General features: G+C 63.0%; 13 protein-coding genes. 6 read left to right on the top strand and 7 right to left on the bottom strand.

The genetic code is table 11. From position 1 onward, the window contains the following. Nucleotides 1-14 precede the first annotated feature (14 nt). The 7 genes from BJY26_RS05560 to BJY26_RS05530 form a co-directional block, all read right to left on the bottom strand. A complete protein-coding gene (locus tag BJY26_RS05560; RefSeq protein WP_179426414.1) occupies nucleotides 15-722 on the bottom strand; it encodes an SMI1/KNR4 family protein in 708 nt (235 codons plus the stop codon). Then, nucleotides 722-1231, bottom strand: a complete 510-nt coding sequence (locus BJY26_RS05555; protein ID WP_179426412.1) for a hypothetical protein — start codon at nucleotides 1229-1231, stop codon at nucleotides 722-724. Before BJY26_RS05555 ends, BJY26_RS05560 begins: the two co-directional genes overlap by 1 nt. A gap of 81 nt (nucleotides 1232-1312) precedes the next feature. Next, nucleotides 1313-1843, bottom strand: a complete 531-nt coding sequence (locus tag BJY26_RS05550; protein ID WP_179426410.1) for a hypothetical protein — start codon at nucleotides 1841-1843, stop codon at nucleotides 1313-1315. Nucleotides 1844-1851: 8 nt separating this feature from the next. Next, complete coding sequence (locus tag BJY26_RS19515) at nucleotides 1852-3930, bottom strand: DNA/RNA non-specific endonuclease (protein WP_179426408.1); 2079 nt, start codon at nucleotides 3928-3930, stop codon at nucleotides 1852-1854. A 47-nt stretch (nucleotides 3931-3977) separates the two neighbouring features. Continuing rightward, nucleotides 3978-4316 (bottom strand): DUF6507 family protein, encoded by a 339-nt coding sequence (locus BJY26_RS05540; RefSeq protein WP_179426406.1) that lies wholly within the window; start codon nucleotides 4314-4316, stop codon nucleotides 3978-3980. A 15-nt stretch (nucleotides 4317-4331) separates the two neighbouring features. Continuing rightward, nucleotides 4332-4640, bottom strand: coding sequence for a pore-forming ESAT-6 family protein (locus BJY26_RS05535; protein ID WP_179426404.1), 309 nt, complete (start codon nucleotides 4638-4640; stop codon nucleotides 4332-4334). 52 nt (nucleotides 4641-4692) lie between these two features. Further along, the gene (locus tag BJY26_RS05530) at nucleotides 4693-5016 is read right to left on the bottom strand and encodes a hypothetical protein (protein ID WP_237248909.1); all 324 of its coding nucleotides are present in this window, start codon (nucleotides 5014-5016) and stop codon (nucleotides 4693-4695) included. Nucleotides 5017-5264: 248 nt separating this feature from the next. Between BJY26_RS05530 and BJY26_RS05525 the strand changes: the two genes are divergently transcribed. From BJY26_RS05525 to BJY26_RS05500, 6 genes are all read left to right on the top strand, one after another. Next, on the top strand, nucleotides 5265-5561 hold the full coding sequence (locus tag BJY26_RS05525; RefSeq protein WP_179426399.1) for a hypothetical protein: 297 nt from the start codon (nucleotides 5265-5267) through the stop codon (nucleotides 5559-5561). A gap of 2 nt (nucleotides 5562-5563) precedes the next feature. After that, nucleotides 5564-6910: a type VII secretion integral membrane protein EccD gene (gene eccD / locus BJY26_RS05520; RefSeq protein WP_179426397.1), complete on the top strand. Its 1347-nt coding sequence runs from the start codon at nucleotides 5564-5566 to the stop codon at nucleotides 6908-6910. A gap of 11 nt (nucleotides 6911-6921) precedes the next feature. Beyond that, on the top strand, nucleotides 6922-8109 hold the full coding sequence (locus BJY26_RS05515) for a MinD/ParA family ATP-binding protein (RefSeq protein WP_179426395.1): 1188 nt from the start codon (nucleotides 6922-6924) through the stop codon (nucleotides 8107-8109). Next, nucleotides 8106-12146: a type VII secretion protein EccCa gene (gene eccCa, locus BJY26_RS05510; protein WP_179426393.1), complete on the top strand. Its 4041-nt coding sequence runs from the start codon at nucleotides 8106-8108 to the stop codon at nucleotides 12144-12146. The genes BJY26_RS05515 and eccCa overlap by 4 nt, the downstream gene beginning before the upstream one ends. After that, on the top strand, nucleotides 12143-13486 hold the full coding sequence (locus BJY26_RS05505; RefSeq protein ID WP_179426391.1) for a DUF6177 family protein: 1344 nt from the start codon (nucleotides 12143-12145) through the stop codon (nucleotides 13484-13486). The genes eccCa and BJY26_RS05505 overlap by 4 nt, the downstream gene beginning before the upstream one ends. An 80-nt stretch (nucleotides 13487-13566) precedes the next feature. Then, nucleotides 13567-14349: an HAD-IIB family hydrolase gene (locus BJY26_RS05500; protein WP_179426389.1), complete on the top strand. Its 783-nt coding sequence runs from the start codon at nucleotides 13567-13569 to the stop codon at nucleotides 14347-14349. Nucleotides 14350-14394: the final 45 nt, after the last annotated feature.

Genomic DNA, 14394 nt, shown 5'->3' with positions numbered 1-14394 from the left:
CGGCTCCGAACGAGTCACTTTGTGCGCCTCTGGAACGCGCTTGCGTCTGCCCCAGCTTCCGGCTGAACGTATATTTCCGCGTCCACCCCGGCTGTAGCAGCGTCTCGAAAATATTCCGCCAACTCGTGGGGCGAAGCGAGCCAATTACCGTCATGATCGACCACATGGAATTCGTAGCGACGCAGCATATCGATCTGTTGCTGCAGCAATGCGCTCAAAGACGGTGCCACAACCTCCTGGACAATTCCGGCCGGATGCGTGACCTTCACAATCTGGCCGGCTTGACCCTGAGCGCTCGGATCCATATCTACTGCAAGCGTGTCGCTGCCCCGAGTGGAAAACGGGATCCAGCTCTTCGAATATCCTGGATTGGGTTTCAAAGCGTCAGCCTTCGAATCGATATCGTCCGACATCTCCCAAAGCCGCGCAGCCCGTTCATTCGACACGTTCACGCCCAATAGCCGAGAAGCCGGCACGAATACGAACGCATCCGAAAACACATAACTGAACGGCCGCGACGCCTCACCATCAGCGGCGTCATAAAGCTCAACAAGACAATCGGGAAAATCGTCACCGACTTGATGGCGCCATTCATCAAGCGTCTCGCGTGAAGCCGGCGGGTTCAGATGAACGACCTGACGGTCAAGGACGCCGTTACACAGGTCGGCATATTGCTGAAGCAGCTTTCCGGCATGCCTGCGCTTTTTCGGCCAAATACGCACTATTCGCCGGCTGACATAGCAGGCACTTCCAGCCCAGCAGCGCCAATACGGTCAACGACCCACTGTGGAATGTTCGCCCGCTGACGGGGAAACCGCGTCAAGTCCGCAGCAAGCGTCTCGGCCGACAACGTAGCTTCCGCCCCATTGGCAGCGAACGGATCGGAGTCGTAATTGAACGACGCCGACGGCGACAACTTCGGTTCGGGCCAACCCGAAGCGGAGATCGTAATGACCGCGGAAATCCACGCACCCGCGCCCTGCTCGTACGTCGCTTCCCGCAACGACATCACATCCTTCGACAGCTGCAAGTCACGGGCAAGCACGCCAGCGTTCGATACCACTTCGTCACCAGTGCGTTGACGGACCGTCGCCGAAATATCGTCCCCTACAGGGACAGCCTCCAACGACAACTCATCCCAGCCCGAACCAGTATTCAACTCCTGCAACAACTGTTGGGCGATCGAACTCGTCAACTGCTGCTGCCGAATCATCCTCGGCATGTCAGTCATTTCCCGCTCCTTCGATCAAAGCCACGTCGTAAAAACTCATGCCGGTCGACTCAAACCGTTCACGAGGATACACGGCAACACCTACAGGCCCGGCTCGGTGAATGGGTAGCGATTCTCGCCAATGATGATCTCACTCGTCTCGGAATCAAAAACCGGGACTTCCTCACCTGCCTCAGTAATCTTCTCCCGCATCCACGACGGGATGTTTTCCGCGGTTCTTGGATACGCTACAAGCTCGCGATATATGCTTCCAGCCTTAGCAGGATGATCCAGCACACCGCCGAACATGATCTCCTCATCACGAATAAACTCCGCATAAGGATCACGATCAGGAAACAGGTGGATCTTAAGCGAAATCCACGAACCAAGGCCTGGCTCAAAAGCAAGTCGTTTCAGTTCGTTATATTCGGACGAATCATTTTCGAAGAAATCGCTGCGCTTAAACCAGTCCCAAGTTTCCCCAACACGATAATCATAGGCAAGACGCTGAAACCCCGCGAAATCTCTAACTCGGATCAACGCTTCGTCCCAACTGGAAGACTTGGAACCCGGGTTAAATAGCTGATCCGCCAGCCCGCGCAAGGTGACAAGAACTCTTTCGTCGTGGCTCATCGTCCTCCTCAATTCGGAAAAGTGTAATACGCGGGGGGACCGTGTCCGACAGCCACTTCCAGCTGTATCGAAGATGGAACCTGGTTCGAACCTTCGTAGACCGGCCTCGCTTCCCAATCAACCTTGACGTCCGACCCCTGCGCGTTCAACTCCGAGCGCACATCGGTCTCGACCTTATGCCAAACTTCCAGATCTTCTCGCGGAACGTCCGGCACGTTGCTCGGCCCGGCACCTCGATTTTGAAACATGTGTTGGGGCACCAAGTTGACCTTCTCACCCGGTCCACCGAAGATCGACGCCAGCAGATGCCCACCCTCGTATCCTTCGCCACCACGATGCCCAACGATGCCTTGTTGATGTCCGCTGCGGTTGTCGTCACCCGGATGCAGTTGTATGTCTTCACCCTTGGCGAACACCGTCCGCGCATGGTCGTCTGTTTTGATGGTGATGTTGTCATCAATGTGATAAGTAACGTCCGGCAAAGGATGATTCAGCTCATCGTTCCATGCGCCCTTTACCCCCGAGTGAGCGACAACGTCGGTGACTCTGCCGTCGCCGTTCGTATAGAACGTTCCCCGACCCTCAACGTCGTAGCGCGTGTTTGGCTCCAGCGGGTGGTCGCCAAACGATTCCGTCTTAGAGGGGTAATCTGTCGACCCACGATCAATAGGTGTCGAGTGACCATCGTACTCCGGCGAGCCAGCCCTGACGTCAGGGTCGACGGGGCCATGATCATCGGGGACGCCTGCATCGTCCGGCACGCCATCGCCATTGGGTACACCAGCGTCGTCTGGAACGCCGTCCCCGTGTGGGGTCGGCCCGCCGTCCGGCAGGCCGTTGCCGTCCGGGAGGTCGCCCTCACCAGGCACATGCCCCGTCGGAATATCGTCGACAGTCTTTCCCAAATCATCAAGACCATCGAACTGCTTCGTCATATCGCCAAGTCCGTCACCGAACTTGAAACCTTTCGACGAGAAAATCTTCCCCAGATTCTCAACCTTCAACGTGTCGGCGAGCTTCTCGACGCCCTTCAACGTCGACCCGGCGACTTCGCCGGCGCGGCCCAGTTTGCCGGCGCCCTTCATCGCATCACCGGCCTTGCCGATAGCGCTCACACCCTTGGCCGCCGCCCCCTCACCGCCAAGCGGAATCGTGGCAATAACCGTCACAACGTCGAACACGGAATTTCCCGCTGCACGAGCCGGATCCGTCTTCCACTCGTCCAGGTGAATAATCGACTTTCCGACCATCGTCAGATCGGAAGTCGCCTGCTTCTCGCGCTTCGTTCCCACAAGATGTGCCAGCCCCGGCGACGAAACGATGGCCAGGTCGTATCCCAGCGTGCCGATACCCTTCCACGTCGCGGAGAATGTCTTCCAGTCGGTGAAATTCACCATGTCCCAAAGCCCCGTCGCCATACCCTTGGCGCCGTCCCAGACGCCTTTAGCGAACGAGCCGACCGCATCGATGGTGTCCCGATACCAGGGTTTATCCCAATCGGTCGGCTCACCCCACGGCGTCTTCCCCTGATCACTCAACGCATCCAACTGATCAGCCGTCATCGCATAATGACCCTTAGCCGACGTCGAATCATTCGAAAACGACGTCAACTTCGGCCCACCATAAATCGCCGAAATCTTATTCGCGCACTCCTGCTGCGCCGCCTCATAATCAGCCAACAAAACGTCAAGATCATGCAACAAGCCATGCTCCTTGTTGACCTTGTCCTCGTCCTTGTTCCAATCGTCATCACCCTCGATCGACGAATTGAAATCCGACACATCACCAGCAATCGACTGATACCGCGTCTTGATATCCCGCGCCTTGCCCGCAAACGCCGACAACGCCGACTCAGCCGTAGCCGTCGCCGACTTCACATCCGACGCCGACGACTCAATCGGCCCAAAAGCCCCAAACACCACCGACGCTTCCGGCGCCTCATACACCGCCGTCAGCCCATGCCACTTCGACTTCGAATCCGCCGCCGTCGAGTGAATACTCGACCCAGCCGACTTCAACTTCGACGCATGCGACTCCAACAAATCCGGATCAGCAATCTTCGGAAACTTCGACAAATCAATAGACACGTTGGAGACCTTTAACCATCATTCGTCGCGCGCTCGGCGGCACAGATTTACTTATGACCCGGCGGTTGGGGTGTCGGCGCCTTGCCCGCGTTTTGCTGGGCATTGGCCGCCATGTCGAGATCCCCCCGCACATACGCCTTCACAGCGTCCGACGTGCCCGTCAGCGCATTCTTCGTCCGCCCAGCCACATCTTTCACGGCCGGTACCAGCTCGTCCTCGGCCAGCCCCTGCAAACGTGCCGGCACGGGACCCCCCTTGCAGGCCACAGCCGCACCTTTCAAGTGCGTTTGCAGCTTCTTCACCTGCGATTCGTAATCCTCAGCGAGCCCGCTCACCTTTTTCAACACTCCGGACACACCGGGCACGTCAATATCCCACGACGTCACTGCAGAATCCTGCCGTTAACCAATATTCTGCACGGACGTGCGTGCCTTCTGCACCGCGGTGCCCGCCGATTCGTCGTTCAAACCAAGTGTGCTGCGCACGAGGGAAATGATCGACCGCACTTCCGTTGCCGCGCTCTTCCACCGCATCTCGACGGAGTGATATTCCTCGGACACACCGTCGGCTTGGAAATCCGCCATTGCCTGATTCACATCTTTCTCGCGCGAATCAATCAACGCTTCCAAGCGCCCGGTGATCGACGTGATATCCGACTGCACACTCGACGACACGCCAGTGTCGTAACTGAGCCGTCCACCTGTTGGCATTGTGTCTCCTCGGTCGTTAAAGAACTTGCTCTACTCGATGTTCGGGTCGGGCTCAGGCGCGCGAGGCGAACCGTGCTCCGTCGAAATTCGCCGTCGACTGCGCCCGCTGTGCGTTGTCCCCCATGTCTTGGTCGCCCATCTGGAACGACGTGTTCATTCCCTGCTGGCCGCCAAGAATTGCACCGAGCGAAGTATTCAGCTCACTCGTAATTTCATCCGACCGTGCCTTGAAAGCGTCGAATCGAGCCCGTCCCTGCCCGTTGAACTTGCCCTCGAGCGGCGTCACGGCGTCAACGAGTTGCTTGACGAGCGTGCCCAGGTCCTCATGCGACGTTCCCGTCTGCTTGGACAGCATGCTCAAAGTGCTTTGGCCCATATCGAACTTCATTCCGCGACCCCCGTACGGCTATAGCGTCAATTGCGCCCACGCACCCGTCCACGTCACACTGGAAACACCCAGACGAAGCGCGATAGACCGCACCCATAAAACCGCAAATACCACCCCGGCGTCAAAGGTTTGCGTCAAATAAGCCGATTGCAGCGCGGTAGATTAGATGCGGTCCCCGATGTCGATCCCCATCGTCATCCCCCACGCCACACGAGAATTCCGAGAAGGAGGCCGCTATGTCGAACGAGTACGACAACCAACTCATCGAGTCGGTGACGGTACGGCGCAGGCGCCTCGGTGCGGCACTTTTGTACGGCAGCAATCCTCAGCACCGGCGCTGGGTCGACGGCGTCCGCCGGTTCATCTTCAGCATCGTCGTCGCCGCCGTGATCGGCGCCGGATGCGTCGGATTTTCATTCGTGTCGAACCTCATCAAATCGCAACCGCAGTTGGGGTCGCGGTCGGCGCCTGCCGCCACGCCTACCAATCCGGATACTGCTTCTCCACACGCCACGGGACCGGTCGGGGACTGAAAATGGCCAATTCCTTCACTCGAGTCACGCTTTTGGGCGCCAAGCGCCACACCGACGTACTGTTGCCTTCGTCCGAACCCGTCGGCTCGCTAATGCCGCAGATCCTTGATCTGCTCGCCGACGAACCGAGCGATCGCGTCGCCGTCAAGACTCTGGTCACCGTCACCGGCGACGTTGTGCCGTCCGATGAGTCGCTGGCGTCCGCCGCAATACCGGACGGCGCTTCGCTCCAATTGCTCGAGTCTTCCGAGACGCCGCCCCCTCCAGTGATTTACGATGTCGCGGATGCCGCAGTTGACGAGTCCGACACGATCACCGGACGGTGGACTCCGCTGGCCGGGCGGGTGGCGTGCGCAACCATTTCCGCGGTTTTCGTCGTCTTTGCCGCCTATTTGCTCATCGAGGCGTTCGCGCCGGCGCATCGCGGCATGGAAATGGTCATATGCGCACCGGTCCTTTTTGGCGTAGGAGTCGCAGTCGCGGCCGCGCGACAACGCGTCGCCAGCATCGCCGCCATCGTCGCCGGCTGGGTAATAGGAGTACTCGGACTATGGCAGCTGGCCGAACATCCGGACATGCACATTCATCTCGTTCAAGAAATGTGGCTACTTGCGGCCGCCACGGCCCTCGGGCTGATCGCGTTGGCGTTTGCAATCCGCAGTGCGATGATCGCGTTTTTCCAAGGCGCCGGAACGATTATCGGGTTGACGGTGGTGTGGATAGTTGCCGCAGTCATCACTCGTGACACGGCCCGCACCGCAGCGATCGCCGGCGTCATCAGCTTGCTGATACTGGGCCTCGCTCCCCGCCTCGCATTGACGGCGTCCGGCCTTGCACGGCTTGACGACAACCATTCCAGCGGGCGGATCGTGCGGCGCCGGGACGCCGTCGCCGCCGTCCAAGTCGCACATCACGGCCTGGCGCTCGGAGTCGTCGTCTGCGCCGTGTCGTTGGCGATCTCCGTGTGGATTCTCTCCGCCGACACCGCTTATCGGGTGTGGACGCTGCCGCTGGCGGGCGTCATCGCACTTGCGGCAGGGCTGCGGTCGCGATCGTTTCCGCTTGTCACCGAGCGCGGCACGTTACTCGGCGCAATGACTTTAGGTCTCATCGGACTCGCACTGGCCGGTATCGATGCAGGCGGCTCCGTGAGCATCCTCGCGGCGTTCGGCGTGCTCATCATGGCTATCGCCGTCGCGCTGATCGGCGCCGGAACGTTTCCCGCCCACATCGCCGCGCGTCTTCGCGTGGCCGGTAACCGTTTTGAAACCGTCCTGATCCTCGCATCGGTTCCGTTGACTGTCGGAATGTTCGGCGTATTCGGCGACCTCTTGCACAGTTTCAATTGAGGAAGATGACGATGAGCGAAACAGGCTGGCACCGCGCCTCCAAGAAATTCACGGCCCAAGCACCGGACACTCGATCGGACGCTGAAGATTCCGGACCGGCCACGCCTTCGCGCAGCTTGTCCGGCTTTCCCGGACAACACGCGGCACGCCCCGCTGTTTCTCCGAAAGCCGTTCCGCCGAAACCGCAAACGCCGCCGACGCAGGCCGTACCCGAGCCAGCCGTCGCTGCGCCGCTGGACGCCGTGAAAGGCTCGAGCCCGGCCGGCCGCCTTGCCAAAACGATGGGGGCCCGCGAGCGCGTAATCGACCGCTCCGTCTTCTCGGCTGCACGCGGCGACCGCTGGGCTCCGCGGATAGCACGCCGATTCGGCAGGTTGTTCACGTCCGACTCGTACCCCGAGAAGCTGATGCGCGCGGCAGTCGAAACGCAGAAGGCCGTGACGACGGGGCGCCGCATCGTCGTCCTCAGCCCACGCGGGGGTTCCGGCAAGACGACCATGGCCGCCCTGGCCGGACGGATCTTCAGTGCCGTCAGGGGCGACCCGATCGCCGCGATCGACAGCGATCCGGGCATCGGCACTCTACACGCCCGCCTCGGTGTCACCGAGATACCGTCGGTGCGCAATCTTCTCGCCGAATTCGAAAACGACTGGCCGGATACGTTCGCCGACCTGACCGCGCACTTGCAGCCGGCGCGCTCCGATCTTTACGCGTGCGCGTGCGACACGGCCGACCGAACCAAAACGGCCCGGCTCTTCACAGTGCTTTCCCGCTATTTCCCCATCACCGTCATCGACGCCGGCCCGATCACCGACTTCGACTCCTCGCACGCCGGGGCTGGATCGAGCCACACGGCGGCCGCGATCGGAAACAGCCACGCCGCAATCGTCACGGTTCCGCCGAGCACGCCGGGCATCGACGCGGCGCTCGCCACCGAAGCCGCATGGACGACGGATACCGAGGCGGACGCCGTCCCGCGTCTGTACGTGCCCGTCGAGACGGATGCCCGTTCCGAAGTGTCGGCGGCTGCCGCCGCCGCGCAGCTGCGCGCTCACGACCTCGCCGCCTTGCCGCTGCCCTATGACAGGCATTTGAGCGGCGGTCGCGGGATTCAACTCGGCAACCTCGCCGAATCCACGCGTCTTGCCGCGACGTCCATCACGTCACGGGCGCTCAGTCTGGCTCGAGGCGTGCAATGAGCGTCCGCCTACTCCACCGGCCGGCCCGTACGGCGCTGCCCACGCGGTCCGGTGAACCGATAATTGTGGAAAACCCGCCCGCCACGCCGGACGGTTCGGGCGGCATGAACATGCTCTCGATGATCCCAATGCTCGGCGCGGCCATGTCGATGACGCTCATGATGCTCTTCCGCGGCTCAAGCCTCGCTGCCGTCGGCGCGCTCATGATGGTCGTGACGGTCGTCGGGTCGATCGTCATGCTGTTCAGCCAGCGCGGCAAGGCCACGCGCAAACGGCAGCAGCAGCGCGAACAATATCTGGAATACCTCGAAACGACCCGCGCTCAACTTCGGTCCGACGAGCAAACGGCGCGAAACGTCGCACGTATCGGCAATCCGCCTCCCACGGCGTTGTTCGACATCGTCCGCAATCCGGAACGGGTCTGGGAGCGCCGACGCGGCGACGAGGATTTTCTGGACGCGCGACTCGGTCTCGGCTCGTTGCCAAGCCGGCGGGTCGACGTCCGCGCTCACAGCAGTCCATTGCAGCAGCGCGACCGATTCATGGATGCCGAACTCGAACTACTCAGATCTCGTTACCAGAATTCACCCGGGTTGCCGCTGCTGATCCCGCTGGACTCCGTCGGCCCGGTCAGCGTGGTCGGCGACCGCGAGTTCGCCTTGGCGGTCTGCCGGAACCTCCTCATTTCGGCTGTAGCATTCCAGTCGCCCGAAGACCTTCAAGTCGGGCTCGCGGTGCCGACGGACAGGTTCGACGACTGGGAATGGGCGACGTGGCTGCCCCACCTGGCCGATCAAGAACGCACGCACCGAACCGGCCCGATACGGCGGATCGCCCCGTCGCTGGATGAGCTGTTCGACCTGATGTCCGGCGATTTGCGCAGCAGATCGACGATGGCCGCCGAATCGCGCCGAAACTATCTGGGGAGCGGCACTGCCGAACGCCTCTCGCGGATCTTGCTGTTCATCGACTCGATGGGCGACGTCCCCGAACCCCTCCGGCTGCCGGACAGAGCAGCGACGCCGGCGGACATCGCGTTGACCGGCGTCTACCTGGTAGCCGATCGGCGCTGGGAGCCGAGCGACGTGGCGATCCGGATCAGCCAAACCCCCGGCGGCGTCCGGTTCGAGGATCTTCGTGAGGACCCGTTCCGTCCGATAGTGGAGGATGGCGAACTCGACGCGCTGACGCTTGCGACCGCGCGGGGGTTGGCCCGTGAATTGGCGCCGCTGAGGCTTTCACCGGACTCGCTCGAACACGACGCCGCTATGGAGACCCTCGGCTTTGCCCGGATGCTCGGACTCGGCGAGATCACGACTGCCGAGATCGAGCACATGTGGCAGCCGCGAAGCGAAGTGGACTTCTTGCGAGTGCCGCTCGGCTTGGATGACCGAGGCAAGCCGGTCCTTCTCGATCTGAAGGAATCTGCGCAGTTCGGGATGGGCCCGCACGGGCTCTGCGTCGGTGCGACAGGGTCGGGCAAGAGCGAATTGCTACGCACCTTGGTCTCGAGCCTGCTCGTGACGCATTCGCCCGAGCAGCTCAGCATGGTGCTTGTCGACTACAAGGGCGGCGCCACTTTCGCTCCATTCGATGACGTGCCGCACGTCGCGGGCATCATTACCAATTTGTCGGACGACGTCAGTTTGATCGAACGGGTCAACTCGAGCTTGGCCGGGGAGATCCAGCGCCGGCAAGAGGTGCTCAAATCGGCCGGCAACATGGCGAACATCACCGACTACGAGCTGCACCGCGCCGAACAGGCTCGGCACGGCGTCAACCTCGACCCGTTGCCGCACCTGGTTGTCATCATCGACGAGTTCGGCGAGCTCTTGACGGCCCGACCGGACTTCATCGATTTGTTCTTGTCCATTGGCCGCATCGGCCGCTCGATCGGCGTCCACCTGCTGCTGTCGAGCCAGCGAATCGAGGGCGGCAAGCTGCGCGGCCTCGACACCTACTTGTCGTATCGGCTCGGATTGCGCACCCTGTCGGAGTCGGAAAGCCGCACGGTCCTCGATACTCCTGACGCGTTTCACCTGCCGCCCGTTCCGGGGTTCGGTTATCTCAAGGTCGACACGACCACGTACACCCGCTTCAAGGCCGGATATGTGTCCGGACCGATGCCGGAACCGGAGGACGAGCAAAGCGCCGACGACGTCCCGCCCGAGGTACTGCCCCTTCCCCGCTATGCGGCGACACTGTCCGACCCGGAACCCGGCGACGAGGACGGCGACACTCAGCAGCCCAGCATGGCGTCGGCCCGCACGACCGGTCCAACAGTCATGTCGACGATCGTCGAGCGGCTGCGGGAATTTCCGCGCGCCGCGCCACCCATCTGGTTGCCGCCGCTCCCGCGTGCCATCGCGCTGGATCAGGTGGCGGGCAACGCGACGATGACCAGCGCCGGCGTCCGGCTTCACACCGGCGGCGGACTCACCGTGCCGATCGGGCTGCTCGACAATCCCGCCAAACAATGGCAAGCCGCCTGGAACCTGGACCTGACGCATGCCGGCGGCAATCTGGTGCTGATCGGCGGCCCCCAGTCGGGCAAGTCGACGGCGCTGCGCACCATCATCGCAAGCCTCGCACTCACTCACGGCCCGGCCGAGGTCGCCGTGTACGGGCTCGACCTGCTCGGTAGCGGCCTCGTGCCGCTGGAGGCCCTGCCGCAGGTGGGAGGCATTGCGTCGCGGACGAACCGCGAAATGGTCCGCCGCACGATTGAGGAAGTCGCCGGAATGCTCGATGAGCGCGAAGAGATCTTCATGCGTCACGGAATCGATTCGCCGGCCACGCTCCGCCACCTGCATGCGGCGGACAAGGTTCCCGAGCTTGCGAGCGCGGACGTCGTGCTGGTCGTGGACGGATACGGCCAGCTCGGCGATGCGTACGAGGACATCGAACACCTGGTGCACGGCGTCCTGGCGCGCGGCAGCGGATACGGCGTCCACGTGATAGCCACTGCGACGCGGTGGAACGAGGTACGCATGTCACAGCAATCGTTCTTCGGCAATCGCATCGAATTCCGCCTGGGTGATCCGGGCGAGTCGTCATTTGGCCGCAAGCTCGCCGAGAACATCCGCACCGACCGGCCCGGGCGCGCGTTGATGGACAAGAAACTGATGGGACACTTCGCGCTGCCGCGTATCGACGGCGAAGCTGACGCCGACACGGCAACCCAGGGCATGCGCGACATGGTCACGGCGATCACCGAATCCGCAACCGAAGCACCGGCACGGACTGTGCGAGTGTTGCCCGCGGCCGTGACGCCGGGCGACGTGTCGTCGGCCTGTGTCGAGCTCGCGCCCGGGGCAGTGCCGCTCGGCTTGCGGGAGAGCGACCTGGGCGTGGAAACCCTCGACCTCTTCGGCCGTGACGGCAGCCTGGTAGTTCTCGGCGACGACGCGTGCGGCAAGACGAATCTGCTGAAGCACGTCGCATCGTCGTTGATGGCCGGCCAGACGGCCGACGAACTCGTGTTCGCGGTGTTCGACCCGCGGCGCACTCTCGGTGCCGTCATCCCCGACGACTACCTCGGCGGCTACGCGCCGAGCAGTGCGCTGGCCGCCCAGCTGAGCGCGTCCGTCGCCAAAGAGCTGGCCGGCCGCGTGCCCGATTCGACCACTGCCGGCGCAGTCGTGGAAACCCCGCTGCCGCGCATCGTGCTTCTCATCGACGATTACGATGTGCTCACGGCCGGTGGAAACTCCCCACTGCAGGAGTTCGTGCCGTATCTGGCCATGGGCGGAGAGATCGGCCTACACGTCGTCCTGACCAGACGAGTCACGGGTGCCAGCCGCGGCATGTACGAGTCGTTCTTCATGGGCCTTCGCGACTCCGGCGCCAGCTCGATGATCATGTCGGGCGACCGCACCGAAGGGCCGCTGATCAACAATGTGCGCGCATCGCATCTGCCCGCCGGACGTGGCCGGCTGGTTCAGGCGTCCCGGCCGCCCAAGACCGTGCAGACTGTGCTGGCGGAGAGTCCTGTCACTGCTGAGACGGACGGCAACGAGGGAAGCGGTGACCGATGAGCAACGATTTTGTGGCAGTGTGCCGAGACGAACCCACCCAAGACCTGATCGGCGCGGCACTTCAGGACACCGGCGGGGGCCACGCCATCCGAACAAGCTCGGGCGGCACGGTTCTTCATGTCGGTCCGGGCGGCCGGGTGGTATTGGAGCTGCCGCGACGCATCCGCGTCCCGAATGAATCGATCCGTCTGTTCGGCGCCCCCGATCCAAACACTCCGGCGCCCTCGTGGTGGATCGATGCCCACGCACGCGACGGAGATCCGACGGCTCGCGACTACGCGGCAACGCTGATCCGATCGATCGCGGCGCATGCCACCGGGTTCACTGTGGGCGTCACGGATGACGGATTGCGGCCACTCAATAGTTCACCGGTGGACGACGAAAACTCGCCCGTCGTCGTCCGGCAGGCCAAGCCCACCGTGTACCTCTCCGAACAGCTCGCTCGAGAATTTACCGGCGCCGTCGAGTCCGGCCGGCAGGTCGTGGTGTTGACCGAGCCCGACTGCGCATTGACTCTGCCGGCCGGCGCGCGGTTGGCCGCCGTCGAGGGGTCGTGGGTGGTCGACAACGGCAGCGAGTATTACGACGGCTATTCGGGGCAGACCCTCAAGTGGGACGGCGCTTCGTTCACGTCACGCGACGATGTCAGCGACGCGTTCACGGACAACGTCAATGCGGCCCGCGGAGCCCTCCACGTGCAGGCCGAAGTGCTGCATCCGGCGAGCGCGCAAACGCGGATCGGCGATTTCACCGCCGCGGTGTTTCGGGCGGCGACCGGCAGCGACCCCGAAGGGTGGGGCGTCATCGAGCCGGCGAGCGAACCGTGGCACGTGCCGGCAGTCACGGAACTCGCCCGGAGCAGGGCGCCGTCGCCGACCACGCTGGCCGTGGTCGGGTCTTCCGCCGGCGACGGTACGGCGGTAGCGGTCCTCACGGTGGCGCGCAGCAAGGCCGGCGTGCACGAGTCCGTCGAGCTGCTCGCCGAGGTGTCTGACCCGTTGGATCATGCGCAGCGGGACGATTTCGCCGCCGCCGTGCATGCCGCCCGGGCGCGGACCGCCGTGGCGGGCCACCACATGGGACTGCGCGGCACCGCGCGGTCCCCGCACTTCAGCGGCATCACGGTACCGGCCGTTGCGGTGTTCGGTCCCGAATCGCTGGCGGACACCGGCGCCGACCACGCCCTCGAACTCGCCGGGGACACCGGCCGGCTGATCGGCACCAAACCGGTACGTTCGCTCGTCGTCCGCTATGCCGACGAACCGGTGGTCGGCCGCGACCACCCGCTGAAAGAGTACGCAAACCTCGTCGACGCCCTGGCCGGAGGACGAACCTCGTAGGTTGAACCCACCGAGTGCCGGCAACAGCGGCTGATACTCTGCTGTTTCACTGACACCGGCAGATGCCCCAAAGGAGTCTTATGTCCGACGCCGCACAGCACGACGCCACGACACCCGGAGCGCTCGTCTTCGACCTCGACGACACGCTGGCTCCCTCCAAGTCGCCGCTGGATCCAGCCATGGCATCGCTGCTCGGGCGCCTTCTGGACGTCGTCGAAGTCGCCGTGATCTCCGGCGGCCAGTTCGAGCAGTTCCGCAAGCAGGTGATCACGCCGCTGACGGACTCCGGCGCCGGCGGGCTCAACCGGTTGCATCTGCTTCCGGCCTGCGGCACGCAGCACTACGAATTCGACGGACGCGGCGGTTGGAACCGTACCTACTTGGAAGCGCTGACCGACGACGAAAAGGAGCGAACCTTCGCCGCTCTCGAGGAAAGCGCCCGCGCCCTCAATCTATGGGAAGACGACACGTGGGGCCCGATTCTTGAAGACCGTGAATCGCAAGTGACGTTCTCGGCGCTCGGCCAATCCGCACCGGTCGAGCAGAAAAAGAGCTGGGATCCGACCGGAGACAAAAAGCGACGGCTGCGGGAAGCCGTCGATGCGCGGCTTCCCGACCTCGAAGTGCGTGCCGGCGGGTCGACTTCGATCGACGTCACCCGCAAGGGCCGCGACAAGGGATACGGCATCAACCAGCTTCTCGCACTGACCAACTTCACGATGGACGACCTATTATTCTACGGCGACCAGCTCGAACCGGGCGGCAACGACTACGCCGTCAAGGCACTCGGCGTCCGGTGCATCGCCGTGACGGATTGGCATGAGACCGCCCGCCACCTCGAAAAATTCCTCGCCGGCCGATAGCAACCGTCGGTCGATAGCATCGGCAGCCGGCTTCTGCCGCCTATT

This window comes from Spelaeicoccus albus, assembly GCF_013409065.1.
GTDB lineage: Bacteria > Actinomycetota > Actinomycetes > Actinomycetales > Brevibacteriaceae > Spelaeicoccus > Spelaeicoccus albus.
The sequence above is the reverse complement of the archived record's forward strand: the minus strand, read 5'-3'. Positions and strand labels throughout refer to the sequence as shown.

Coding starts and splice junctions, on each gene's coding strand:
- eccD (WP_179426397.1), top strand. CDS start 5,564: ATGGCCAATTCCTTCACTCGAGTCACGCTTTTGGGCGCCAAGCGCCAC.
- BJY26_RS05555 (WP_179426412.1), bottom strand. CDS start 1,231: ATGACTGACATGCCGAGGATGATTCGGCAGCAGCAGTTGACGAGTTCG.
- eccCa (WP_179426393.1), top strand. CDS start 8,106: ATGAGCGTCCGCCTACTCCACCGGCCGGCCCGTACGGCGCTGCCCACG.
- BJY26_RS05500 (WP_179426389.1), top strand. CDS start 13,567: ATGTCCGACGCCGCACAGCACGACGCCACGACACCCGGAGCGCTCGTC.
- BJY26_RS05515 (WP_179426395.1), top strand. CDS start 6,922: ATGAGCGAAACAGGCTGGCACCGCGCCTCCAAGAAATTCACGGCCCAA.
- BJY26_RS05525 (WP_179426399.1), top strand. CDS start 5,265: ATGTCGAACGAGTACGACAACCAACTCATCGAGTCGGTGACGGTACGG.
- BJY26_RS05550 (WP_179426410.1), bottom strand. CDS start 1,843: ATGAGCCACGACGAAAGAGTTCTTGTCACCTTGCGCGGGCTGGCGGAT.
- BJY26_RS05505 (WP_179426391.1), top strand. CDS start 12,143: ATGAGCAACGATTTTGTGGCAGTGTGCCGAGACGAACCCACCCAAGAC.
- BJY26_RS05535 (WP_179426404.1), bottom strand. CDS start 4,640: ATGCCAACAGGTGGACGGCTCAGTTACGACACTGGCGTGTCGTCGAGT.
- BJY26_RS05530 (WP_237248909.1), bottom strand. CDS start 5,016: ATGGGCCAAAGCACTTTGAGCATGCTGTCCAAGCAGACGGGAACGTCG.